This window comes from Paenibacillus kribbensis (genome assembly GCF_002240415.1).
GTDB lineage: Bacteria > Bacillota > Bacilli > Paenibacillales > Paenibacillaceae > Paenibacillus > Paenibacillus kribbensis.
In genome coordinates, this window is the sequence record NZ_CP020028.1 from 5542501 (window position 1) to 5569239 (window position 26739).

Here is a 26739-nt window from a genome sequence, read left to right on the forward strand (position 1 = left end):
AGCATTTTGTCTTTGACTCGCTCCCTGTCAGCTGGATCGGCGAGGAATGATTTGTACTGGTCCCCAATGCTGTTCAGAACCACCTCGACAATCTCTTCAAGCTGCTCTGGCGTCGATTCATCCTTGGATGTTTTTCTCATAGCATCCACCATTATGAGGTCGCTGACATGGTGACCTTGGCTTTCCATGGCTTTGGCCACCTCGAAGGCGAGATTTCCTCCGAGTGAGTACCCCAGGAAAACATATGGGCCCTCTGCTTGAATACCCGTGATGGCATCCACATATCGATCCAGCATATCTTGACCTTGAACATGGTCGCCGATAAATTCGAACCCGTATACTTCACAATGTCCTTCCAGCTCTCTGGCCATCTCATAGTACCCCAGAGAGTAGCCGACCCGAGGAGGGAAGCAAAACACTTTAAGCGTTCCTTTCCCTGGGAAGTGGATAATTTCCATTTCTTCTTCATCAGGAGCAGCTGTTGACCGAAGCTTGGAAATTTCATGTGCCATTTCCTCCACAGTCGGAAGATTGAACACGAGCTGGAGCGGGAGCTGTACGCCCATGCTGGAAGAGATTTTCTGGATCAATCCCAACACTTTCAGGGAATGGCCCCCAAGCTCGAAGAAGTGATCCTTGACTCCGATTTCCTGCACGCCGAGTACCTCGGTCCAAATCTGCGCCAGTTCTACTTCTGTCGGTGTACGCGGCGGGATATACTCCGCTGTGCTCCGTAGGAGTGCTTCCGGTGCCGGCAGCGCTTTGCGATCCAATTTGCCGTTCGGATTCAGCGGCATTTGCGCCAACTGTACGAAAGCAGTCGGAATCATGTAGCTTGGCAGCTCGCTGGCCAGTGCCTCACGCAACACGCCCGCTGCTACTCCCTCCTCGGCCACAAAGTATGCGCAAAGCTGAGTGCTTCCAGTGGCGTCAGCCAGTGCAAGGACGACTGCTTCCTGCACAGACGGCACTTTAAGAATTTGTGCTTCCACTTCTCCCAGTTCAATGCGGTAACCCCGGATTTTTACCTGGTGATCAATCCGCCCCAAATACTCAATATTCCCGTCTGGCAGCCATCGTGCCAAATCGCCTGTTCGGTAAATCCGTGCTCCCGGCTTGTACGGGTGAGGAATGAACTTCTCTGCCGTCAGGTCCGGCTGATTGAAGTACCCTCGCGCTACCCCTTCGCCTGCAATGCAGAGCTCTCCTGGCACACCTACAGGTGATACCTGAGAAGCACTGTCCATCATCCATACTTGGACGTTAGCGTACGGTTTACCGATAGGTACATGCGTTAGAGCAGCAGTCTCAGGGCTCGTTGTATACCGGGTTGCATATACGGCTGCTTCCGTAGGACCGTAGATGTTCTCCAGCACTGCGTATGGAGATACTTTGTAGTACTCTTCCACAAGCTTGACAGGCAGCGTCTCGCCGCAGGCAAACAGGTATTTCAATGTAAGGAACCCTTGAGTGCCGCTTTCTTTCAAGTATTGAACGAGAACACTGAGCATCGACGGCACCAGGTTGAGATGCGTGATCTGATTTGCATCCACGGCCTTCAGCAGTGCCACCGGGTCTTTGTCCGCGCCCTGCGGCAGGATCACGAGAGCTCCCTGCCCAAAGAACCAGCAGAACAGCTCCGGTACGGAGAAGTCAAAGGTGAATGTCGTTTTGAGCAGGAATCGGTCGCCTTCCAACATCGGATATTCAGCTTCCAACTGGCTCAGCGTATGAACGGCAGAGCGATGCTCAATCATTACACCTTTCGGCTTGCCGGTCGAACCTGACGTGTAAATGATATACGCCAGATGCTCCGGCCCCGCAATTGGCTCCAGATTGGAGCTATCAGCATGATATGCCTGCGGATCATCAAGTGCCAGGAGCGTGCCGGTGAACGGAAAACGATCTTTGAGATGATTTTTCGTCAGCAGAAGCTTCGCCCCTGAATCCTCCAGCATGTGGCGAATACGATCTTCCGGGAACTCCGGATCAATCGGTACATAGGCCCCGCCAGCTTTTAGAATGGCATGAATGCCAATGATCATCTCAAGCGAGCGCTCAACCATGATGCCGACTGGTTGGTCCGGTTTGACCCCTTGAGCACGCAGCGTACGTGCAAGACGGTTCGCCTGCTGATGCAGCTCTCCGTAGGTAAGCTCCGTTTCACCGTAAATAAGGGCTGTTCGATCCGGTGTGAGCGCAGCCTTTTCCTCAAATATGCTGTGAAGGGTCTTCTCACGCGGATAAGGAGCTGCTGTATCTCCCCACACTTCGATAATCTGCGCCTTCTCCTGTGCCGTGATCATGTCCAGGTCGCCAACCGGGATGTGCGGGTTATCGAGCACTTGTTCAAGCAGACGCACCAAATGTCCCTGGAGCCGACGAATGGTTTCCGCTTCAAACACGAGCGCGTTGTATCTCATATGAAGCTCGAGCTGTGCACCCGGCTCAATGGTCAGAACAAAATCATAGTTCGTTTGTTCGAACGCTTCGATAACGGTAATCTCCATCTCACCCGAATCGTCTTGTCTCAACTGGCCGAGCCGCTCTTCCACCGGATAGTTTTCAAACACCATGACGTGGTTGATCAAGCTTTGCTTTTGTCCAGTTAGCGCCTGGATTTCATAAAGCGGATACGTATCGTAAGAATGAGAGGCCAAATACTGCTCTTGCAGCTTTTTCAGCAATTGCGCGAAGGTCTCCTCTTCCTCGGTTTGAACCCGAACGGGAATTGTATTGATAAACAGGCCGACCATATTCTCAATACCCGGTATTTCTGCAGGTCTTCCCGATACTACGTTTCCGAAAACGACATCCCGGCTGTTATTGTACCGTTGCAATAGAATTCCCCATACAGCCTGCATCAGCATGCTAACCGTTACTTGATGCTGCTTGGCCAATAACTCAATCTGCTTGGCCATATCCTCACCGAGATCGCAGACAACATATTCCAGGCTATACCCTTCGACTTTGCCTTGGGCTTTCCCTTGCGGCAATAGCGTTTGTTGTTCATAGTCTTCCAGATACTTGCTCCAATAATCGGCAGCTTTCCCGGCATCCTGACGATCCAGCCACTCGATATAGGTGCTGTAGGACGGCACTGGGGGAAGCTCTGGTTGCCTTTGCTCCAGAATCGCCGTATAGTGCTCGAATATTTCTTGCATCAGAAGCGGCACGCACCAGCCATCGATAATAATATGATGGAAGCTCCAGATCAGGTTGTAGTTTTCTTCGCCGGTACGGAGGATCGAGATGCGCAGCAGCGCATCCTGGGTCAGATCAAACCCTTTCGCCCGATCTCGGGCATTAAAGCTTTCCGCATACGCATCGCGCTGCACCTGATCCATACCGCGCAAATCCTCATAATAAAATTCACCTTGCTTGCTGCGGAATACAATTTGTACAGGCTCGGCCAAACCATTGTAAAAATTGGTGCGCAGTGCGTCGTGGCGCTGCATTAAGGCATCCAGACTCTCGGAGAATACTTGGATGTCCAGACTTCCTTGAATGCCATAAGTCGATTGTTCGAAGTAAGAACCCGAATTCGACTCCAGCAGATTCAGGAACAGCATGCCCTTTTGCATCGGCGCCAGCTTATATACATTTTCGATCTTGCCGACATGCCGGGTTTGTTGCACAAGCTGCTCCAGTTCCTCCATGCTGAGATCCGAAAGCAGCAGATCGCTCGGCGTCAGTTCTGACTGCTCTTTACTCGCGCAGTGTAGGATGATTGCCCGAAGGCTGCTCTGAATCAGCTCAGCCAACTTCTCCATCGTCTCCTTGCGGTAGTGGTTTCCGCAATAGCTGATGGCTAGCTTCAACACACCTTCCGAAATCATACCGTTGATGTCCAGTACATAATTTCGCGTGCTGTTTTCGCTAATCGCGACGCCCGTTGAATAAGGCGAAATGTGCAGCTTATTACTGTCCAAATCCTGGTCAAACTGCCCCAGATAGTTGAAGCTGATTTCCGGCTGAAGACGCAGAGCGTTATCCTCATTCTCGCCGTTGCCGGACAGGTAGGTCAAAATGCCATACCCGATGCCCTTATTCGGAATGCGGCGAAGCCCTTCCTTCACACGCTTGATGCGACGCGAAACGTCTTGTTCGGCCCCCATCTCCAACACAACCGGATATTGGCTCGTAAACCAGCCTACGGTCCGGGTGATGTCAGTATCCGGAATGATCGGTTCCCGGCCGTGTCCTTCCAGATTTACCAACACTTCTTCTGTTCCCGTCCAGGCATGAACCGCCATACCCAAAGCGGTCAGCAGCAAGTCGTTTACTTCTGTGTTGTAAGCGTGGTTAGCCTGCTTCAGCAGCAGCAGGGTCTCCTCCTCGCTCCACCCAGCTACTACCGTTTCGCTGTCACGAACCTGGGCTACAGGGTGAGCAAAATCCTTCGGCAGCGGTTCGGTGGCTGCTGCCGTCTGCACGATCTGTCGCCAGTACTCCCGCTCGCTTGCCATCGCTGGACTTGCCGCATACCGTGGCAATTGTTGCGCCCATGTGCGGAACGAGTCCGTTTTATGCGGCAGCCGGATTTCCTGACCACTTACTGCCTGCTCATAGCCTGTGGCGATATCCTCGAACAATATCCGCCAGGATACTCCGTCCACCGCCAGATGGTGGATGACGATCAGCAAATGGTCGCCGTCCGCGCAGTGGAACAGTCCCAGCTTCAGCAGCGGCCCTTCGCTCAGGTTTATGCTGCGCTGAATCTCGCTTGCTTTCGCTTCGATGGCGGCTGCGCAGTCGACCTCGCCTCGGAAGTCCGCGATGTCGAGTGTGTACAGATCGCCCTCGCTGGCGCCACGGTTCCACGCTTCATATCCTCGATCCGCCTGGCGGAACACGAGCCGCAGCGCATCGTGATGCTTGGAAATTTTGTCCATCGTTCGGCGTAGCGCCGTCAGCTCAAAGCCTTCTGCCCGATACAGCATGATCGCATGGTTATAGTGATGCGGATCAACAGGCGTCTGTTCGAAGAACCAGCGCTGAATCGGGAGCAGCGGTGTTTCGCCCGTCACTCCCCCTTGATCGGCGATGCGTTCGGCGGTTTGCGCATGCGGGCTAAGTTCTACGATGGTCGAATACTTGAACAAATGTTTCATATCCAGCTTGTAGCCAGCTTGCAGCAGTCTCGAGGACACCTGGATCGACTTGATCGAATCGCCCCCAAGGTCAAAGAAGTTGTCGTGAATGCCGATTCTTTCGACACCGAGCACGCCCTGCCAAACGGTAGTCAGCGCTTGCTCTACCGCTGTCCGCGGAGCCTCATAGACGGTTCCGGTCGGCAAGCTGCTTTCAGGCGCAGGCAGCGCTTTGCGATCGATTTTCCCGTTGGGCGTATATGGCAACCGCTCCAGCTGCACGAAGTACGACGGAATCATATAGCTTGGAAGCTCCTGCGCCAGCGCTCCACGGAGCTCGCTTGCCGTCAACGGACGGTCAGCAACCAAATACGCGCATAGCTGCTTTTGCCCGTCCTCACTCGTACGAGCCGTTACGACGGCTTCTTGCACAGCCTCCACTTTCACCAGCTGCGCTTCCACCTCGCCTAGCTCGATTCGGTAGCCGCGTATTTTCACTTGCTCGTCGATTCGTCCTAAATATTCGATGTTTCCGTCCGCCTGCCAGCGGGCCAGATCCCCTGTCCGATACATCCGCCCGCCTGGCGCAAACGGATTGTCCACGAATTTCTCCGCCGTCAGCTCAGGACGGTTCAGGTAGCCTAGAGCGACTCCGTCTCCGGCAATGTACATCTCTCCGGGTACGCCCGGCGGTACCAGATTGCGCTGCGAATCGAGCAAATAAATGTACACGTTGTCGGCCGGAACCCCAATCGATACGGACTCCTTCGTATCCCTGACAGGATCGTAGAGGTAAATCATGCATCCGACTACCGTTTCGGTCGGCCCGTATTCGTTGAAAATTTCGATGTTTCCGCCAAACAGATCAGAGATGTTTTTCGCCAAATGAGTGCTGAGGTTTTCTCCGCCTACGATCATTTTTCGAATTCTGGATTGTTCGGGCATCTTCATGTCTTTGATCAGGCTCAAATGCGTCGGCGTCAGCTTAAGAATGTCCACCTGATTGTCCTCGATGATCTGCTGGATTAACGTCCCCTTATCCGCTCCTTCGTAAATGATGATCGTATTGCCTGTGATAAGCGGCGTAAATATTGACGTAAGCGTCAAATCGAAAGAAATCGATGAATACAGCGGAAAATCAAGCTTTTCCTCGCCTACATACATTTTTTTCGCCCACCAAATATAGTTGACCAAGCCTTGCTGCGTAATCATGGTTCCCTTAGGCAGCCCTGTAGTACCAGAAGTGTAAATGAGATACATCAGATCCTTCGGCTTGACCGTGATGCCCGGATTGGAACGGTCTTCCGCATATGCCTGGCTGCTGTCCAAATCCATCATCTTGCCTTCGAAGCCCGCCAAGTCAGGCTTTTCCCGCCGTAAGTGACTTTGCGTAAGCAGCAGCTTTGCACCCGAGTCTTTTAAAATATAGTGAATCCGCTCTTCCGGATATTCCGGGTCAATTGGCACATAAGCGCCACCGGCCTTCAAAATTCCGAAAATTCCGATCACCATTTCCAGCGAACGTTCGACCATCAGGCCGACGAACTGCTCCGACCGAACGCCTTCGGCGCGCAACGCATGCGCCAGCTGGTTCACCCGATCGTTTAGCTCGCGATACGTTAGCCGGCTTTCCCCGAACACAACCGCCGTCTGCTCCGGCGTCCGCTCCACTTGCTCCTCGAACATCTGATGAATTGGTTTATCCATCGGATAGTCAACCGCGGATGCGTTGAATTGCTCCAGAATCTGCGCTTGCTCCGGAGCCGTGATGATCGCTATCTCCGACAGCTTCATCTCAGGCGCACTCACCACCGCATTGATCACCTGCACAAAATGATTCGCGATCCGTTCGGCCGTTTCCCGCCGGAACAGCGCGCTGGCGTACTCAAGGCTGCAGACGAGTTCCTCGCCTTGCTCCGCTATGAGGAGCGTCAGATCAAATTTGGCAGTTGGGTTCTCATACGCATACGGCTTGAATTGCAATCCGGCAATCTCCCGTTCGCTCTGCTCCGTATTTTGCAGCACAAACATCGTATCAAACAGCGGATTTCGACTCATATCCCGATTCACATTGAGCTTCGCAACCAATTCCTCGAACGGATAGTCCTGATGCTCGTACGCTTGCAGTGAAGTTTCTTTGACTTCCTGCAAATAGTCAAGAAACGTTTTCTCGCCAGACGGATAATTGCGGAGTGCAAGTGTGCCGACAAACATCCCAATCATACCTTCCAGATCACTGTGCGGTCTTCCCGCAATCGGGCTGCCGACAATCACATCTTCCTGGCCGGTATATTTGTGTAAAAGCGTCGTATATGCGGACAGCAGCACCATATACAAGGTCGATCCGGTACTTGCCGCAAGCTGTTGTAAAGCACGGCTTTGAGCAGCGTCGATCACAAAATCGACCTGTTTTCCTGCAAAGCTTCGCTGCGCCGGACGAGTTTCATCCATCGGCAAATCAAGCATCGGCAGCTCGCCGCGGAATACGTCCAGCCAATAGGCTTCCTGCTTGTCAATCCGCTCGCTTTGCATCTCCATTTGCTGCCATACTGCATAATCTTTGTATTGAATCCGCAGCTCCGGCAGCTCGCTTCCCTCGTACATCTGAATAAATTCCTCGGTCAACACGCCCATCGAAGTACCATCGGAGATGATATGATGCATATCAAACAGCAACAGATGGCGATCTTGCTGCAGCTTGATCAATCCGGCCCGCAGAAGCGGTGCCTGCTGCAAATCGAACGGGCGAATAAAGTCTCGAATGCGGACTTTTGCTTCATCTTCCCGGGCCTCGGCATATTCCACTGCAAAAGGCACTTCCTCATGCACCCGCTGCACCGGCTCGCCGTTCACGACATCGAAGCTCGTTCTTAGCGTCTCATGCCGGCTTATTAGTCGGCGGAACGCCGCTTCCAGCCGCGTGCGGTCCAGTTTCCCTTCTACCGTCATAACGCCCGGCATATTGTAGCTGATTTCTCCGCCTTCGAGCTGGCTCAGCACGTACAATCGTTTCTGTGCCGAAGATGCCGGATAGTAGCTTCGTTCTCCGGCAGCCGGGATAGAGGCATAGGCTGCTTGATCCCGGCTTGCCATGAGCTCGGCCATCTCCGCAATGGTAGGAAATTGGAACACTTCCCGCAAGGAAAGAAGGCCGTTCATCTCTTTCTGGATGCGGGCAATCAGAAGCGTGGCACGCAAGGAGTGTCCTCCGATTTCAAAGAAGTTGTCCTTGATCCCTACACGCCCCACGCCAAGGACGCCCTTCCAGATCTGCGCCAGCCGCGTTTCCATAGGCGTTGTTGGCGCCTCGTACTTCGCGCCTGTCAACAGATTGCCTTCGGGCACAGGCAGCGCCTTGCGGTCAATTTTTCCATTCGGGCTCAGCGGCATATGCTCAAGCTGTACGAAGTACGATGGGATCATATAACTCGGAAGCTCCTGTGCCAGTGCTCCACGGAGCTCGCTTGCCGTCAGCTCTGCATTCGCCGTAAAGTACGCGCACATCTGCTTCTGACCGCTTTCGTCTTCCCGCGCTACGACGACCGTCTCCTGCACAGCCTCCACTTTCAACAGCTGTGTTTCCACTTCTCCGAGTTCAATCCGGTAGCCGCGTATTTTCACCTGATGGTCGATCCGTCCCAAATATTCGATATTCCCGTCCGCCTGCCAGCGGGCCAGGTCTCCCGTCCGGTACATCCGCTCGCCCGGTACGAACGGGTTGTCCACGAATTTCTCCGCCGTCAACTCAGGTCGGTTGAGATACCCTCGCGCGACCCCGTCTCCCGCGATGCACAGCTCGCCTGGCACGCCAATCGGCTGCAGCTTTCCGCTTTCGCTAACGATATACAGCTGTATATTTGAGATCGGCTTACCGATCGGAACCGTCCGGTACGTTTCGTCCGCTTGCAAGTTAAAGTACGACACGTCCACCGTTGCTTCCGTCGGTCCATACAAATTCACCAGTTTCGCCTGGCTGACTGGCGCAACGTATTGCTGGAACCGCGCCGCCGCATTCGGTGTTAATGCTTCCCCGCTTGCAAATACTTGCTTCAGCGAAGCCAGCTTGCTTTGCGCTGGCTCTCCTTGACGCTCGATGTGCTCCAGGAAGGCGTTTAGCATTGCCGGTACGAAATGCATCGTGCTGATCTTTTGTGCAGCGATCGTCTCCACAATCACTTCCGGGTCTTTCTCCCCACCGACCGGAAGCAGACACATGCTCGCTCCTACGAACGACCACCAGAACAGCTCCCATACGGAAACGTCGAACGTGATCGCTGTTTTTTGCAGTATCATATCTCCCGCATCCAGCGGATACGCATCCTGCATCCAGGTCAAGCGGTTGATCACCGACCCGTGTTCGATCATGACGCCTTTCGGCTTGCCTGTTGATCCCGATGTATAAATGACATACGCGATGTCCCGAGGCCCGGCAATCGGCGCCAGATTCGAGCCGTCCTGCGCGTACGCTTGCGCTTCGTCCAGCTTCAAAGTCCGGCCCGCGAAGCTGATGCGGCCCTGCAAATGGCTTTGCAACAGGAGCAGCTTCGCCCCCGAATCTTCCAGCATGTAACGGATGCGCTCTTCCGGGTAGTCTGGATCAATCGGTACGTAGGCTCCTCCAGCTTTTAATATGGCGAAAATACCCACCATCATGTCCAGCGAACGCTCGGCCATCAACCCGACGAGCTGATCAGCCTGCACGCCTTCGGCCCGCAAGGTGCGCGCCAGCCGGTTCGCCCGCTCGTTCAACTCGCGATACGTTAAGCGGCTTTCCCCGAACACAACCGCCGTCTGCTCCGGTGTTCGCTCCGCTTGCTCCTCAAACATCTGATAGATCGTCTTATCCTTCGGATAGTCAGCCGCGGTCGCGTTGAATTGCTTCAGAATCTGCACCATTTCTTCCCGGGTAACCAGTTCAAGCTCACTCACAAGCAAGTTTGGATTGGCTGTAATTTGCTCCAGCACATGCACGAAATGCCCTTGCATTCGCTCAACACCCGCTTGCTTGTAAACAAGGCTATTGTATCGGAAGCTAATCCGAACGGCTTCGCCCGGGATGACGATCAGATTGAAATCGTAGCTCGTTTGATCGAACATGCTGACGTTCGTAATTTCAAAAGCATCCTCATCAGCGCTGGCCGACTGCTCGATTTGCTGTTCCATAGGATAGTTTTCAAATACCATAATATGGGAAATCAAGCTTTGCTTCTGTTCGGTTCGCGCCTGAATTTCATAGAGCGGATACGTATCGTAAGCGTTCGATGCCAGAGCCTGCTCCTGGGTTGCTTTCAGCACATCTGCGAAAGCTGCGCCTTCGTCAGCACAGACGCGAACCGGGATCGTATTGATAAACAGGCCGATCATCGTTTCGATTCCAGTTATTTCTGCAGGCCTTCCGGATACGACGCTGCCGAAAACAACATCCCTACTGCTGTTGTACCTTTGCAGAACAAGGCCCCAAGCGGTTTGCATCAACGTGTTGATTGTTACTTGATACTGTTTGGAGATTGATTCCATTCGGCGAGTTAGTTCCTCGCCCAAGTCGCAAATGAGTTCTTCCGACACATAGCCCTCTGTTCTGCTTTGCGGGTTCTCCTGAATCTCTTGCGGCAGCTGCGTTTGCTGCTCGTAGCCCTCCAAATACTTGCTCCAGTATGTGGCCGCTTCTTCCAGGTTTTGCCGATCCAGCCATTCGATATATTGACTGTACGGCAGGACGACGGAAAGCTCCGGCTGCCGCTGCTCCTGGATTGCAGCATAATGCTCGAATACCTCCTGCATCATGATCGGCACGCACCAGCCATCCATAATGATGTGATGGAAACTCCAATAGAATCGGTACGTCTGTTCTCCGGTTCGCAAAACCGAAACACGCAACAGCGCATCCTGTGCCAAATCGAATCCTGCCGTCATATCGTTAACACTGAACGCCTGAGCATACGTCTCGCGTGCGGCTTCCTCCAGTTCGCGTAGATCTTCGTAGTAAAATCCGCACGACTTGTGCCGATAGACGACCTGTACGGGCTCAGCCAGCCCGCTGTAAAAGCTGGTGCGCAGCACGTCGTGCCGTTGCACAAGGGCATCCAGACTTTGGACAAAGACATCAACGTCCAAGCTTCCTTGAAGGCTGAACACCGCTTGCTCGAAATAAGCTGTCGAACCCGGCTCCAGTTGACTGTGGAACAGCATGCCTTTCTGCATCGATGTGAGCTTGTACACATTTTCGACCTCACCGATATGCGCGGTTTGTTGCACAAGCTGCTCCAGTTCCTCCATGCTGAGATCCGAAAGCAGCAGATCGCTCGGCGTCAGCTCCGTCTGCTCTTTATCCGCGCAGTGCAGGATCACTTCCCGGAGACTCGTACGGAGGAGATCAGAAAGTTTTTCAACCGTTTCTTTGCGGTATTGCCGCCCATTGTAATCAATTGTCAGCGACAAGACACCCAGCGAGATCATGCCGTTAATATCCAGCGTATAGCGCTGTGCCATCTTCTCGCTTATGGAAGCTCCGACCGAATAAGGCGAAATGTGCAGCTTGTTACTATCCAAGTCCTGGTCGAACTGCCCCAGATAGTTGAAGCTGATTTCCGGCTGAAGACGCAGAGCGTTATCCTCATTCTCGCCGTTGCCGGACAGGTAGGTCAAAATGCCATACCCGATGCCTTTATTCGGAATGCGGCGAAGCCCTTCCTTCACACGCTTGATGCGACGCGAAACGTCTTGTTCGGCCCCCATCTCCAGCACAACCGGATATTGGCTCGTAAACCAGCCTACGGTCCGGGTGATGTCAGTATCCGGAATGATCGGTTCCCGTCCATGTCCCTCCAGACTTACCAGTACTTGCTCTGTTCCTGTCAAGGCATGAACCGCCATACCCAAAGCGGTCAGCAGCAAGTCGTTTACTTCTGTACTGTAGGCGTGGTTGGCCTGCTTCAGCAGCAGCGAGGTCTCCTCCTCGCTCCATTGCACGGTGACCGTTTCGCCCTCGATTCGGGTCGGGTTATCGTGCATTTCATCTTTCGGTAGCGGGTCAGTCGCTGCTGCCGTCTGCACGATCTGCCGCCAGTACTCCCGCTCGCTTGCCATCGCCGGACTTGCCGCATATTGTGGCAACTGCTGCGCCCATGTGCGGAACGAGTCCGTTTTATGTGGCAGCCGGATTTCCCGACCGCTTGCCGCCTGCTCATAGCCTGTGGCGATATCCTCGAACAATATTCGCCAGGATACCCCGTCCACCGCCAGATGGTGAATGACGATCAGCAAATGGTCGCCGTCCGCGCAGTGGAACAGTCCCAGCTTCAGCAGCGGCCCTTCGCTCAGGCTTATGCTGCGCTGAATCTCGCTTGCTCTCGCTTCGATGGCGGCTGCGCAATCGGCCTCGCCTCGGAAGTCCGCGATGTCGAGCGTATACAGCTCGCCCTCGCTGGCGCCGCGGTTCCACGCTTCGTATCCGCGATCCGCCTGACGGAACACGAGCCGCAGCGCATCGTGATGCTCGGCAATCCTAGTCATCGTCTGGTGCAGCGCCCCCAGTTCAAAGCCTTCCGCCCGATACAGCATAACCGCGTGATTAAAGTGATGCAGGTCAACAGGCGCCTGTTCGAAGTACCAGCGCTGAATCGGGAGCAGCGGCGTCTCGCCCGTCACTTCCCCTTGATCGGCGATGCGTTCGGCGGTTTGCACATGCGGGCTGAGCTCGGCAATGGTCGGATACTTGAACAAATGTTTCATGTCCATTTTGTAGCCGGCTTGCAACAGTCTTGAGGACACCTGGATCGACTTGATCGAATCGCCCCCAAGGTCAAAGAAGTTGTCGTGAATGCCGACCCTGCCGACACCAAGTGCACCCTGCCAAACGTCGGCCAGCGCTTGCTCTACCGCTGTCCGCGGAGCCTCATAAGCGGTTCCGGCCGATAGGCTGCTTTCCGGCGCGGGCAGCGCTTTGCGATCAATTTTGCCATTCGGGCTTAGCGGCATATGCTCAAGCTGCACGAAGTGTGACGGGATCATATAACTCGGAAGCTCCTGCGCCAGTGCTCCGCGGAGCTCGCTTGCTGTCAGCTCTGCATTCGCTATAAAGTACGCGCACATCTGCTTCTGACCGCTTTCGTCTTCCCGTGCTACAACGACCGCTTCCTGCACAGCCTTCACCTTCAACAGCTGCGTTTCCACTTCTCCGAGTTCGATCCGGTAGCCGCGTATTTTCACCTGATGGTCGATCCGTCCCAAATATTCGATGTTTCCATCCGCCTGCCAGCGAACCAGGTCTCCCGTCCGGTACATCCGCTCTCCCGGCACAAACGGGTCATCCACGAATTTCTCCGCCGTCAGCTCGGGCCGATTTAGATATCCTCGCGCGACTCCGTCTCCCGCAATGCACAGCTCGCCCGGCACGCCAATCGGCTGCAGCTTTCCGCCTTCGCTGACGATATACAGCCGTATATTCGAGATCGGCTTACCGATTGGAACTGTTCGGTACGTTTCGTCCGCTTGCAAGTTAAAGTACGAAACTTCGACCGTCGCTTCTGTCGGTCCGTACAAATTCACTAACTTCGCCTGGCTGATCGGGGCAAAGAATTGCTGGAACCGCGCCACTGCGATCGGCGTTAATGCTTCCCCACTCGTAGACACTTGCTTCAATGAGGTCAGCTTGCTTTGTGCTGGCTCCCCTTGACGCTCGATGTATTCCAGGAAGACGTTTAACATCGCCGGCACAAAATGAATCCTGCTGATTCTTTGCACTTCGATCGTCTCCAGAATCACTTCCGGATCTTTCTCCCCGCCGACTGGAAGCAGGCACAAGGTCGCTCCTACAGACGACCATCCGAACAGCTCCCATACGGAAACGTCGAACGTGATCGCCGTTTTTTGCATAATTGTTTCTCCCGCATCAAACGGATACACCCTCTGCATCCAGGTCAGGCGGTTGATCACCGACCCGTGTTCGACCATGACGCCTTTCGGCTTGCCGGTTGATCCTGACGTATAAATAACATACGCCATGTCCCGAGGCCCGGCGATCGGCGCCAGATTCGAGCCGTCCTCCACGTACGCTTGCGCTTCGTCCAGCTTCAAAGTCCGGCCCGCGAAGCTGATGCGGTCCTGCAAATGGCTTTGCAGCAGGAGCAGCTTTGCCCCCGAATCCTCTAGCATGTAGCGGATGCGCTCTTCCGGGTAGTCCGGATCGATTGGCACGTAAGCTCCTCCAGCTTTTAATATGGCGAAAATGCCCACCATCATGTCCAGCGAACGTTCGGCCATCAAGCCAACGCGTTGATCGGCCTGTACGCCCCGCTCCCGCAGCGTGCGGGCCAAACGGTTTGCCCGCTCGTTCAGTTCGAGGTACGTAAGCCGGCTTTCCCCGAGCACAACCGCCGTCTGCTCCGGCGTCCGCTCCACTTGCTCCTCGAACATCTGATGGATCGTCTTATCCTTCGGATAGTCAGCCGCGGTCGCATTGAATTGCTCCAGAATCTGCGCTTGCTCCGTTGCCGTGATGATCGCAATCTCCGACAGCTTCGTCTCAGGCGCATTCACCACCGCATCGATCACCTGCACAAAATGATTCGTGATCCGTTTGGCCGTTTCCCGCTTAAACAGTACACTGGCATATTCGAGACTGCACGCAAGCTCGCTTCCCTGCTCGGTCACATTGAACATCAGATCAAATTTGGCGGACCTATGCTCATGCGGGTAAGGCTTGAACTGCAGACCGGCAATTTGCCGCTGCCCTTGCTCCAAATTGTGCAGGGCAAACATCGTATCGAACAACGGGTTACGGCTCAAATCCCGCTTCACATTGAGCTTCGCAACCAATTCCTCAAGCGGATAGTCCTGATGCTCGTATGCTTGCAGTGAGGTTTCTTTGACTTCCTGCAAATAGTCAAGGAACGTTTTCTCACCAGAAGGATAATTGCGGAGGGCAAGTGTGCCGACAAACATCCCGATCAGACCTTCCAACTCCCCATGAGGTCTGCCCGCAATCGGGGTACCGACAATCACATCTTCCTGGCCGGTATATTTGTGCAGGAGCGTCGTATATGCGGACAGCAACACCATATACAAGGTCGATCCGGTGCTTGCCGCAAGCCGTTTTAAAGCCTCGCTTCTGGAGGCATCGATCACGAATTCAATCTGATCCCCTTCGAAGCTTTGCAGCGCCGGTCTAACCCCGTCTGTCGGAAGATCGAGCACCGGAAGCTCCCCGCGGAATGTATCCAGCCAATAGGCTTCCTGCTTGCCGATCCGTTCGCTTTGCACCTCCAGTTGCTGCCATACTGCATAATCCTTGTACTGAATCCGCAGTTCTGGCAGTTCGGCGCCTTCGTACAGCCCGATGAACTCCTCAACCAAAATATTCATCGACGCGCCGTCGGAGACGATATGATGCATGTCGAACAACAGCAAATGGCGATCTTTTTGCAACCGGAGCAGCCCGACTCGCAGAAGTGGAGCCTGCCGGAGATCGAACGGACGAATAAACTCACGAACGTGTTCTCTTGCTTCTTCTTCCCGGACTTCTGCATATTCCACCGCAAAAGGCACTTCCTCATGCACCTGCTGTACCGGCTCGCCGTTCACGACATCGAAGCTCGTTCTCAACGTCTCGTGCCGATGTATCAGCTGGCGGAACGCGCCTTCCAGCCGCGTGCGGTCCAGTTCCCCTTCCACCGTCATAACGCCCGGCATATTGTAGCTGATTTCTCCGCCTTCGATCTGGCTGAGCACGTATAAACGCTTCTGTGCCGAAGATACCGGGTAGTAGCTTCGTTCCCCGACGACCGGAATGGAAGCATAAGCCGCTTGATCCCGGCTTTCGATTATTTCGGCCATCTGTTCGATGGTCGGGAATTGAAATACCTCCCGGAGGGCGATATGGCCGTTCAGCTCTTTGTGAATACGGGACACGAGAAGCGTAGCCCGCAAAGAGTGTCCTCCGATATCAAAGAAGTTGTCTTTAATCCCAACGCTTTGCAGCCCCAGCACTTCCTGCCAAATGTTCGCCAGACTCACTTCTATCGGCGTTCTTGGCGCCTCATGCCGCGACCCGGCTGTTTCGCTTTCCTGCGGCGCCGGCAGTGCTTTGCGGTCAACTTTCCCGTTGGGGGTCAGCGGCAGCCGATCTACTTGAACAAAATAGGCCGGAAGCATGTAAGCCGGAAGCTCCTGCGCAAGCGCAGCTTTAAGCTCGCTGACTGACAGGGTTTTATCCGCAGCGAAGTAGGCTGCCAGTTGCTTCTGTCCGGTCTGGTCCTCGCGTGCGATGACAACGGCTTCCTGTACGGACTCGACCTGTAAAAGGTGTGCCTCCACTTCGCCCAGCTCGATTCGATAGCCGCGAATCTTCACCTGCGCGTCGATTCTGTCCATATACTCGATGTGACCGTCTTCCCGCATCTTCACCAGATCGCCGGTCCGGTAAAGCCTACCTCCCGCTGCAAATGGGGAATAAATGAACTTCTCCTCTGTCAACTCCGGCCGGTTCAAATAACCTTGAGCCAATCCGTCGCCACCGATATACAGTTCTCCTGGAATACCCGCAGGCAGAGGGTGTTGATCATGATCCATCACGTATACCGACGTATTGCTGATCGGTTTGCCGATCGGCACGGTATGCGCTGACTCTTCCAAATGATTCACCGCATAGTAAGTCGCAAATACGGTACTTTCAGTCGGTCCGTACACATGAATGATCCGGTTCGGGCCAAGATTCGCAAATGCTTTCCGCACATGGCTAATCGAAACCTTCTCCCCGCCGAACAGCAGCGTATCAAGCGTTTCAAAGCAGCCTACGTCAATATCTGTCAGTGTATTAAACAGAGCGGTTGTCATAAAGCATTTTGTGATCCGCTGAGTCTGCAGCACATGCGCCAGCTCGCGTGCATCCAGCACTTGGTCACGGGTGATCAGCACGAGCGAGGCTCCGTTCAACAGTGCGCCGTAAATATCGAATGTAGAGCCGTCGAACGAAAAGCTGGACAACTGCAAAACACGATCCTGCGTTGAAAAACGGATATAGTTTGTCTCTTTGACGACGCGACTGATGTTAAAATGCATCGTCAAGTTGCCTTTCGGCTTGCCTGTCGAACCGGAGGTATATATGATGCATGCCAGCGAATCCGAGCCGTTCACGGGCTGAAGATCGCTCGTTTCTTGCTGATAATGACTCTTATCCGTCAGATCCACCACAAGTCCTGCGAACTCCACTTTATCCCGTACTTGGGGCTGAGTGAGCAGTACCTTGGCGTCCGAATCCTCCAGGATATAGCGAATACGTTCCTCCGGATATTGCGGGTCGATCGGCACATAGGCTCCGCCAGCTTTTAAAATACCGAATATCCCGACGATCATTTCAAGGGAACGCTCGGCCATGAGTCCGACCGGCTGATTCGGTTGAACACCGCTATTGCGGAGCGTGCGCGCCAGTCCATTGGCCTGTTCGTTAAGCTCCCTGTAAGTCAACCGCTCGTCTCCGAAAACGAGAGCCGTTGCGTCCGGCGTGCGTTCCGCCTGTTCTTCGAACAGCCGATGAAGTGTCTTCTCCTTTGGATAAGAAGTTGTCGCACTGCCTCCCAGAAGCAGCATCTGCGCCTCCTCTTGCGGCGTCGCCAGCTTCAGCTCGTTCACACGAATGTTCGGGCGGCTTACCACCTGTTCCAACATATGAATCAGCTGTCCCTGAATCTGTTCGATGCCAGACTGTTCATAGACGAGCTCGTTATAGCGGAATACGATTTTAAATTCTTCGCCCGGCAAAACAATCAGATTGAAATCGTAATTTGTCTGTTCAAACAGCTCGGCATCCGTAATCTCAAAAGCCGCTTGCTCCCCGCCCAACAGCTCGATTTGCTGTTCTACAGGATAGTTTTCAAATACCATGATATGTGTGATCAAATGCTGTTGTCCGGTTTGCGTCTGAATCTCATAAAGAGGGTACGTATCGTAGGCATGGGAAGCCAGGTACTGTTGCTGCTGCCGTTTGACCATATCTGCGAAACCGATGGTTTCGTCTGATCGTACACGTACTGGAATCGTGTTGATAAACAGTCCGATCATGCTTTCAATCCCCGGTATTTCCGCAGGTCTTCCCGATACAACACTGCCGAAAACAACGTCCCTGCTGCTATTGTATTTTTGCAGTACGATTCCCCAAACGGTTTGCATCAATGTGCTGACTGTCACCTGGTGCCGTTTTGCCGCCTGTTCGATTCGCCCGGTCAGATCCTTGCCCAGCCCGCAAACGATCTGTTTTGAAACGTAAGCTTCCGGCTTGTTTTGGGCTTTCGCTTGAGGAATCTGCGTATGCTGTTCGTAATCTGCCAAATAGTCGCTCCAGTATCCGGCTGCCGCCTGATCATCCTGCCGATCCAGCCATTCGATATAACGACTGTACGGCAAAGCTGGGAGAGACTCAGGTTCTCTCTGCTGGCTGATCGCGAAATAGGTTTCGAACACCTCCCGTGTAATGAGAGGCACGCACCAGCCGTCCATAATGATATGATGGAAGCTCCACATAAGCAGATAATCCGCTTCGCCCTTGTGCAGAACGGAAACACGAAGCAGTGCGTCCTGCGTCAAATCAAACCCTCTGTTTCTGTCATCATCTATATAATTCCGGATATACGCCTCGCGCTGCAATTCCTCCATCCCGCGCAGGTCTTCATAATTGAATTCACTCCGTTTGGTTCGATAAACGATTTGTACCGGGTCGCCCCATCCGTTATAAAAATTGGTGCGGAGCGCAGCATGTCTTTGTACCAAAGCATTCAGGCTTTGCGCGAAGCTTGACGCGTCAAAATGGCCATGCCATTCGAACGTCGCTTGCTCGAAGTACGAAAGTGAATGCGGCTCCAGCAGGCTGTGGAAAAACATGCCCTTTTGCATCGGCGTCAGCTTGTACACATTTTCGATTTCGCCAACGTGCTGGTGATGTGCCGCCAGTTGATCGAGCTGTTCTATGGTCAATCCCTTCAGCAATATGTCGCTTGGCGTCAATTCGGCCGTTTCTTTGCTTGTGCAGTGCCGGATGACTTTTTGCAAGGATGTCCGGATGAGCTCGGATAGCCGCTCCACCGTTTCTCTGCGGTATTGTTTGCTGCTGTAAGTGATAGCAAGCGACAGCGTTCCCTCGGAAATCATCCCGTTCATATCCAAAGTATAAGCTTGCGCTGCATGTTCGCTTATCGCACTGCCTGTCGAATAGGAAGATAGCTGCAACGAACTGTTGTCCAAGTCTTGATCGAATTGGCCCAAGTAATTAAAGCTGATTTCCGGCTTGAGCTCACGTACAACACCTTCCAGATTTGCAGACCCATATTTCAGGAGGCCGAAGCCAATGCCTTTATGCGGAATGCTGCGCATACTTTCTTTGATCCGCTTAATTTGGCCCGACAAGTCGTTGTTGCTTCCCATTTCCAAGGCAACCGGGAATTGGCTTGTGAACCAGCCTACGGTACGGGTGATGTCGAGATCCGGGATAATCGGCTCCCGGCCGTGTCCTTCCAGATTGACCAGCACTCGCCCGATACCGCTCCAGGTCTGAACGGCCAGCCCCAGTGCCGTTAAAAGCAAGTCGTTCGTCTCCGTATTGTAAGTGCGGTTCGCCTGCTTGAGCAGCAGCTCCGTTTCCTCTTCGGTCCATTGAACCGTGATGGTTTCGCTGTCGAGAACCAGCGGGCAGGCCTGTGCCTCGTCCTTCGGCAACGGCTCTGCAGCTATCCGTCCGAGCTGTTCCCAATAAGCCCGCTCCTGTTCCATCGCCGGACTTTCCGCGTACAGCGACAACTGCTGTGCCCATGTCCGGTAGGAATCCGTTTTTTGCGGAAGCTGAATCTCCTGGCCGTTTATCGCCTGCTCGTAGCCTGCCGCAATATCTTCGAACAAAATTCGCCACGACACACCGTCTACGGCCAAATGGTGAATGACAATCAGCAGATGATCCCCTTCCGCGCACCGGAACAATCCCAGCTTCATCAAAGGACCATGAATCAGATCGATGCCGCGTTGGATTTCGCTTGCTTTCGCTTGGATGGCTGCCTCGGGGGCAACCTGTTCTTTGAAATCGACAATTTCCAAAGTATACAGTTCGCCTTCCACCATGCCGCGATTCCACGCCTCATATCCATGTTCCGTCTGGCGGAACACCAGCCGCAGTGCATCGTGATGTTCGGCGATCCTCTTCATCGTTTGATGAAGCGCCGCTTCCTCAAAACCATTCTCCCGATACAGCATGACAGCCTGGTTAAAGTGGTGCGGACTTACGGAATGCTGCTCGAAAAACCAGTGCTGAACCGGGAGCAGCTTGGTCGCACCACTGACTTCCCCTTGCTCCGCTATGCGACTGACCGTTTGGACATACGGGCTCAGTCCCGCAATGGTCGGATGCTTGAACATATCTTTCATTTCCAGCTTGTAGCCAGCTTGGAACAGCCTTGAAGACACCTGGATCGATTTGATCGAATCGCCCCCAAGGTCGAAGAAGCTGTCGTGAATGCCGATATTGCGTACACCGAGCACGCTTTGCCAAACGGAAGCCAGAGCTTGCTCCACAGCTGTCCGCGGTGCAGCGTACTCAGTTCCCGTGTGAACATTCTCCTCTGGAGCTGGCAGCGCTCTACGATCCACCTTCCCGTTGGCCGTCAGCGGAAGCTGCTCGAGTTGGACAAAGTAGGACGGAATCATGTAATTGGGTAGTTCTTTTGCCAATGCGCTTCTGATCTCGCCCGCGCTCAGCCGGTTGCTGGCTGCAAAATAGGCACAAAGCTGTTTTTGTCCGCTTTCGTCCGCCCGCGCAATCACGACGGCTTCCTGAATCGCTTCTATCTTGGCAAGCTGAGCCTCCACTTCGCCCAGCTCAATGCGGAAACCACGGATTTTCACCTGCTCATCAATCCGTCCCTTGATCTCAAGGTTTCCATCAGCACGCCAACGAACCAAATCACCTGTCCGGTAACAGATCTCTCCTGGCTTTACCGGGTCTTGAACAAACTTCTCCATCGTCAGTTCCGGGCGGTTCAAATATCCGCGTGCAACTCCATCCCCGCCGACAATCAGCTCGCCCCATGCCCCAATTGGCAGCAGCTTCATCGAGCTGTCCACGACATAAGCCGTTGAGTTGCGGATCGGCCGACCGATTGGCGCCGATTCCGTGAGTTCGCCGGGAATCGCATAGGTCGTCGAGAACGTCGTATTTTCCGTCGGGCCGTAACCGTTCACGATACCGAGGCCCGGATTGTCCCGCAGCACCCGGTTGATATGCGGCGCTGAGAGCATGTCGCCCCCGACGATCAGCGTCTTGATCGCGCCAAACAGCTTGCTGTCCTGCTGCGACAGCTGGTTGAACAGCGGAGAGGTCAGCCACATGGTTGTAATGCCGTATTGTTCGACAGCCTGCCTAAGCTTCTGGGCATCCAGAATGACATCGTTGCTAGCCAGATAGAGCTGACCGCCATTCAGCAACGCTCCCCAAATTTCGAATGTGGACGCGTCGAACACCACTGCACCTGTTTGCAAAATTCGCGTCGTTTCATCTAATTGGGCATAGTCGGTATGCTTCACCAAACGCACAACGTTCCGGTGTTCAACCATTACGCCTTTTGGTCTGCCTGTCGTTCCCGACGTATAAATCACATAAGCCAGATCGCCGGGAGCGCCGGTCAAGCCGAGATTCGACCCGTCTTCGGCATATGCCGCGTCATCGTCCAGATCGATGACGCTCCCGGCAAAGCCGATATCGGCCACGTCGTCCCGCCGGATGAGTAAGAGCTTCGCTCCCGAATCCTCCAGCATATATCCGATGCGCTCCGCCGGATAATCCGGGTCAATCGGCACGTAAGCTCCGCCGGCCTTGAGGATCGCCAACACGCCAACGACCAGCTCGATCGACCGATGGGCGGCAATCGCCACGGGCTGATCCTGAACGACCCCCTTGTCGCGGAGTGTCCGTGCCAGCCGGTTTGCCCGCTCGTTCAGTTCGCGGTACGTCAGGTGCGCGTCTTCGAATACGACGGCCACATGTGCCAACGACCCTGCCGCTTGCTCCTCAAACAACTGATGAATCGTCTTCTCACGCGGATAATCCGCTGCCGTCGCGTTGAATTGCTCCACGATCCGCGCCTTTTCCTGCGGCGTAATGATCTCGATCGACGATAGCTTTGTCTCGGGTTTCTCCAGAATAACGTCAATCAATTGCAGCAGGTGCTTCGTCATCCGTTCCACGGTTTCCCGTTGGAACAGCGCAGTCGCGTACTCCAGGCTGCATGCCAGTTCTTCCTCGTTCTCGGTTACATGGAACGTCAAGTCGAATTTTGCCGTCTGATGAGGGTGAGCATAAGGTTTAAACTGCAATCCGTCGATTTCCTGATCCCTTTGTTCTGTGTTTTGCAATACAAATAAGGTGTCAAATATCGGATTGCGGCTTAAATCTCGTCTGAGATCAAGCTTTTCGACCAGTTCTTCGAACGGAAAATCCTGATTTTCATACGCTTTTAACGCCGATTCCTTGACTTCCAGCACATACTGATAGAAAGTCTTGTCTGCAGCCGGAAAGTTTCGGAGCGCGAGCGTATTAACAAACATTCCGATCATGCCCTCCAGATCAGCGTGCGGTCTGCCGGCGATCGGGGTTCCCACGATAATGTCTTCCTGCCTTGTATATTTGTGAAGCAATGCAGTGTAAGCGGAGAGCAGCACCATAAACAAGGTGGAACCGGTTTCGGCGGCAAGCTGCTGTAAAGCATGGGTTTGTCGCTGATTAACGACAAATTCAATCGAGCTTCCCGCGAAGCTCTGTACGGGCGGTCTAGCATAATCGGTCGGCAATTCGAGCACGGGCAGCTCGTCGCGATAGACATCCAGCCAGTATGCTGCCTGCTTGCTCAGCCGTTCGGATCGAGCTTCAGCCAGCTGCCAAGCCGCATAGTCCTTGTATTGAATCCGCAGCTTCGGCAGTTCTTCCCCTTCATAAAACCGGTTGAATTCTTCAACCAAAATGTTGATGGACGCGCCGTCGGAAACGATATGATGCATATCGAACAACAAAAGATGACGCTCCGCCTCCAGTTCGATCAATCCCACTCGCAGAAGTGGCGCCTGCCGAAGATCGAATGCCCGTACAAAACGGCGAATGTGAGCTGGCGCTTCCTCCTCCTTGGCTTGAATGTACTCTACCGCAAAGGGAACCTCCGGCTGCACGCGCTGCACCGGTTCACCGTTCACCACGTCAAAGCTCGTTCTCAGCGTCTCGTGCCGACGGATCAATTGACGGAACGCCTCTTCTACTCGCGAGCGATCCAGACTCCCTTCCACCATTAGCACGCCCGGCATGTTATAGCTGGTTTCCCCACCTTCGAGCTGGCTCAGCAAGTACAGCCGCTTTTGAGCCGAAGAGACAGGATAATACGCTTGTCCCTCGACACTTGGTATGGATGCATAGTCAACATGCTCCCTTCCATCCAGCAACTGTGCCATTTGCTCAATGGTCGGCGCTTGAAACACTTCCCGCAGGGATATGCCGACATTCATTTCTTTTTGAATCCGGGCCGTTACGATTGTGGCCCGCAAGGAATGCCCTCCGATCTCAAAGAAGTTGTCCTTGATCCCGACGGTTTGCAGTCCCAGCACTTCCTGCCATATTCGCGCAAGCTGCGCTTCCCGCTCGCTTCTGGGCGCTACATACTCTTGTCCGGTATTCATATGTCCTTCCGGCGCAGGCAGCGCCTTGCGATCAATTTTGCCATTCGGGCTCAGCGGCATATGCTCAAGCTGTACGAAGTACGATGGGATCATATAACTCGGAAGCTCCTGTGCCAGTGCTCCACGGAGCTCGCTTGCCGTCAGCTCTGCATTCGCCGTAAAGTACGCGCACATCTGCTTCTGACCGCTTTCGTCTTCCCGCGCTACGACGACCGTCTCCTGCACAGCCTCCACTTTCAACAGCTGTGTTTCCACTTCTCCGAGTTCAATCCGGTAGCCGCGTATTTTCACCTGATGGTCGATCCGTCCCAAATATTCGATATTCCCGTCCGCCTGCCAGCGGGCCAGGTCTCCTGTTCGGTACATCCGCTCGCCCGGTACGAACGGGTTGTCCACGAATTTCTCCGCCGTCAACTCAGGTCGGTTGAGATACCCTCGCGCGACCCCGTCTCCCGCGATGCACAGCTCGCCCGGCATGCCGATCGGCTGCAGCTTTCCGCTTTCGCTAACGATATACAGCCGTATATTCGAGATCGGCTTACCGATCGGAACCGTCCGGTACGTTTCGTCCGCTTGCAAGTTAAAGTACGACACGTCCACCGTTGCTTCCGTCGGTCCATACAAATTCACCAGTTTCGCCTGGCTGACTGGCGCGACGTATTGCTGGAACCGCACCGCCGTATTCGGTGTTAATGCTTCCCCGCTTGCAAATACTTGCTTCAGCGAAGCCAGCTTGCTTTGCGCTCGCTCTCCTTGACGCTCGATGTGCTCCAGGAAGGCGTTTAGCATCGCCGGTACGAAATGCATCGTGCTGACCTTTTGTGCAGCGATCGTCTCCACAATCACTTCCGGGTCTTTCTCCCCGCCGACCGGAAGCAGACACATGCTCGCTCCCACAAACGACCACCAAAACAGCTCCCATACAGAAACGTCGAACGTGATCGCTGTTTTTTGCAGTATCATATCTCCCGCATCCAGCGGATACGCATCCTGCATCCAGATTAAGCGGTTGATCACCGACCGATGCTCGATCATGACGCCTTTCGGCTTGCCCGTCGTTCCCGACGTATAGATCACGTAAGCAAGATCGGCCGATGCGTTGATGCTCTCCAAATTCGCGCCGTCCTCGCTGTAAATGACCGGATCGTCCAGCAGCATGACCCTGCCCGCAAAGTGGACGTGATCCTGCAAATGGCTTGGCAGCAGGAGCAGCTTCGCCCCCGAATCCTCCAGCATGTAACGGATGCGCTCTTCCGGGTAGTCTGGATCAATCGGTACGTAGGCTCCTCCAGCTTTTAATATGGCGAAAATGCCCACCATCATGTCCAGCGAACGCTCGGCCATCAACCCGACCAGTTGATCACCCTGTACGCCTTCGGCCCGCAAGGTGCGCGCCAGCCGGTTCGCCCGCTCGTTCAACTCGCGATACGTTAAGCGGCTTTCCCCGAACACAACCGCCGTCTGCTCCGGTGTTCGCTCCGCTTGCTCCTCGAACATCTGATGGATCGTTTTATCCTTCGGATAGTCAGCCTTTGTATCATTGAACACGGCCAAAATCTCATTTTTTTCCTGTTCATTGATCAGAGATATCTCCGATATTTTTTGTTCGGGATTTTCGGCTATATGTTCCGTTATTACAAGGAGATGTCGAATAATTCTCGCGATCTCACCTGCATCGAACAGGCGGGAACGGTAATCGACATGCAGCACCAATTGATCTTCATCCAGCAACTCAGCAATATGAAGCACCAAATCATTGACTTCATCGCCGCCAAAATCATAATCCGTATGAACGCGAACGTCATCCAAATCCACCCAGCTTACCGGACGATATTCCATCGAAATGCCGAACAGCCGCTGGATATCCTTGCTGCGGTTGGTTTCCCTTAAATCCTGAATCAATTGATTATATGGATACTTTTGATGCCGTAAAATCGTGGTTTGATCTTTGGCTACGCTCAGCAAAAAGCTCATCAAATCAGCGTCAGAGTCAACAAAAGACCTGGCTGCTATTGTGCTGACGAACATGCCCACCGTATTTTTTTCTTTCTTGGTCGAACGGTTGGCAAACGAGGTGCCGATTGCAATATCCTGCTCGCCGGTCGCTTTGTGCATATAAATGTACATTGCCGCCATAAAAAATTGAAACAAGCTGACTTTATGATCTTGGCAAAATTGTTTTATTACCTTGTACAAACCGCCGTCTACTGTAAAATGCGCTCTTTGGGCAGCCGTACTCAACAGCAACGGATCATACGGTTTCAATCCGGTCACGTCGGGCAGCCCGGCAAATTTATCGTTCCAGAACTCCTTGTCCTTTGCAAACCGCTCGGACTGTACATAGGCTTCTTCCGTTTGGATATATTCGATATAAGAATATTCTTCGCCCAGTTGGGGTTCTATTCCCCGAATGATATCAATGTAATATTCCGTTAACTGGTTTCCGAAAAGAACCATGGAAATGCCGTCGGAAATAATGTGATGCGTTTTAACACTCAGCCAATACTCGTCATCGCTGATTCTAATAAACAAAAATTGAAAAAGCTCATTGTTGAGCAGTTCAAGAGGCGTTTGGTTATGACGCTCCAACCAGGCTTTCAATTCATCTATACTTTTGAAATCCGCTGCATCCAGGCAAGTGAACTCCTTGTCCTCAAAAGGAACCACGTATTGCCGGGGAATGCCGTTCTCGGCCATGATGCGAATGCGAAAAGCATCGTATTGCTTAATGACCATATTGATGGAGCGCTTTAAGGCATCTATGTTCATTTTCCCTTTAAACTTTACTGTCCCGAGGAGCAGTGATACGGACGTATTCGGGTAAAGCAGCTCAGTGTACCAAATCCGCTGTTGTGCATTCGTTAAAGGAAAAAATCGCTGTACGTTGTTATTCATAACCTATTCCTCTTCCCTTCTTGTGATTGCGATGACCCTATTTCCTTAATGCAGGTTC

At 53.5% G+C, this 26739-nt stretch carries 1 protein-coding gene (only partly in view); it reads right to left on the reverse strand.

Features of this window, described 5'->3' with window-relative positions; genetic code table 11:
* Nucleotides 1-26681: the 5' portion of a non-ribosomal peptide synthetase gene (locus tag B4V02_RS24805; RefSeq protein WP_094156806.1), read on the reverse strand. Its footprint begins 280 nt before the window's first position; 26681 of the gene's 26961 nt are visible here — the first part of the coding sequence; it begins with the start codon at nt 26679-26681; the stop codon falls past the left edge of the window.
* Between the last annotated feature and the right edge of the window lie 58 nt (nt 26682-26739).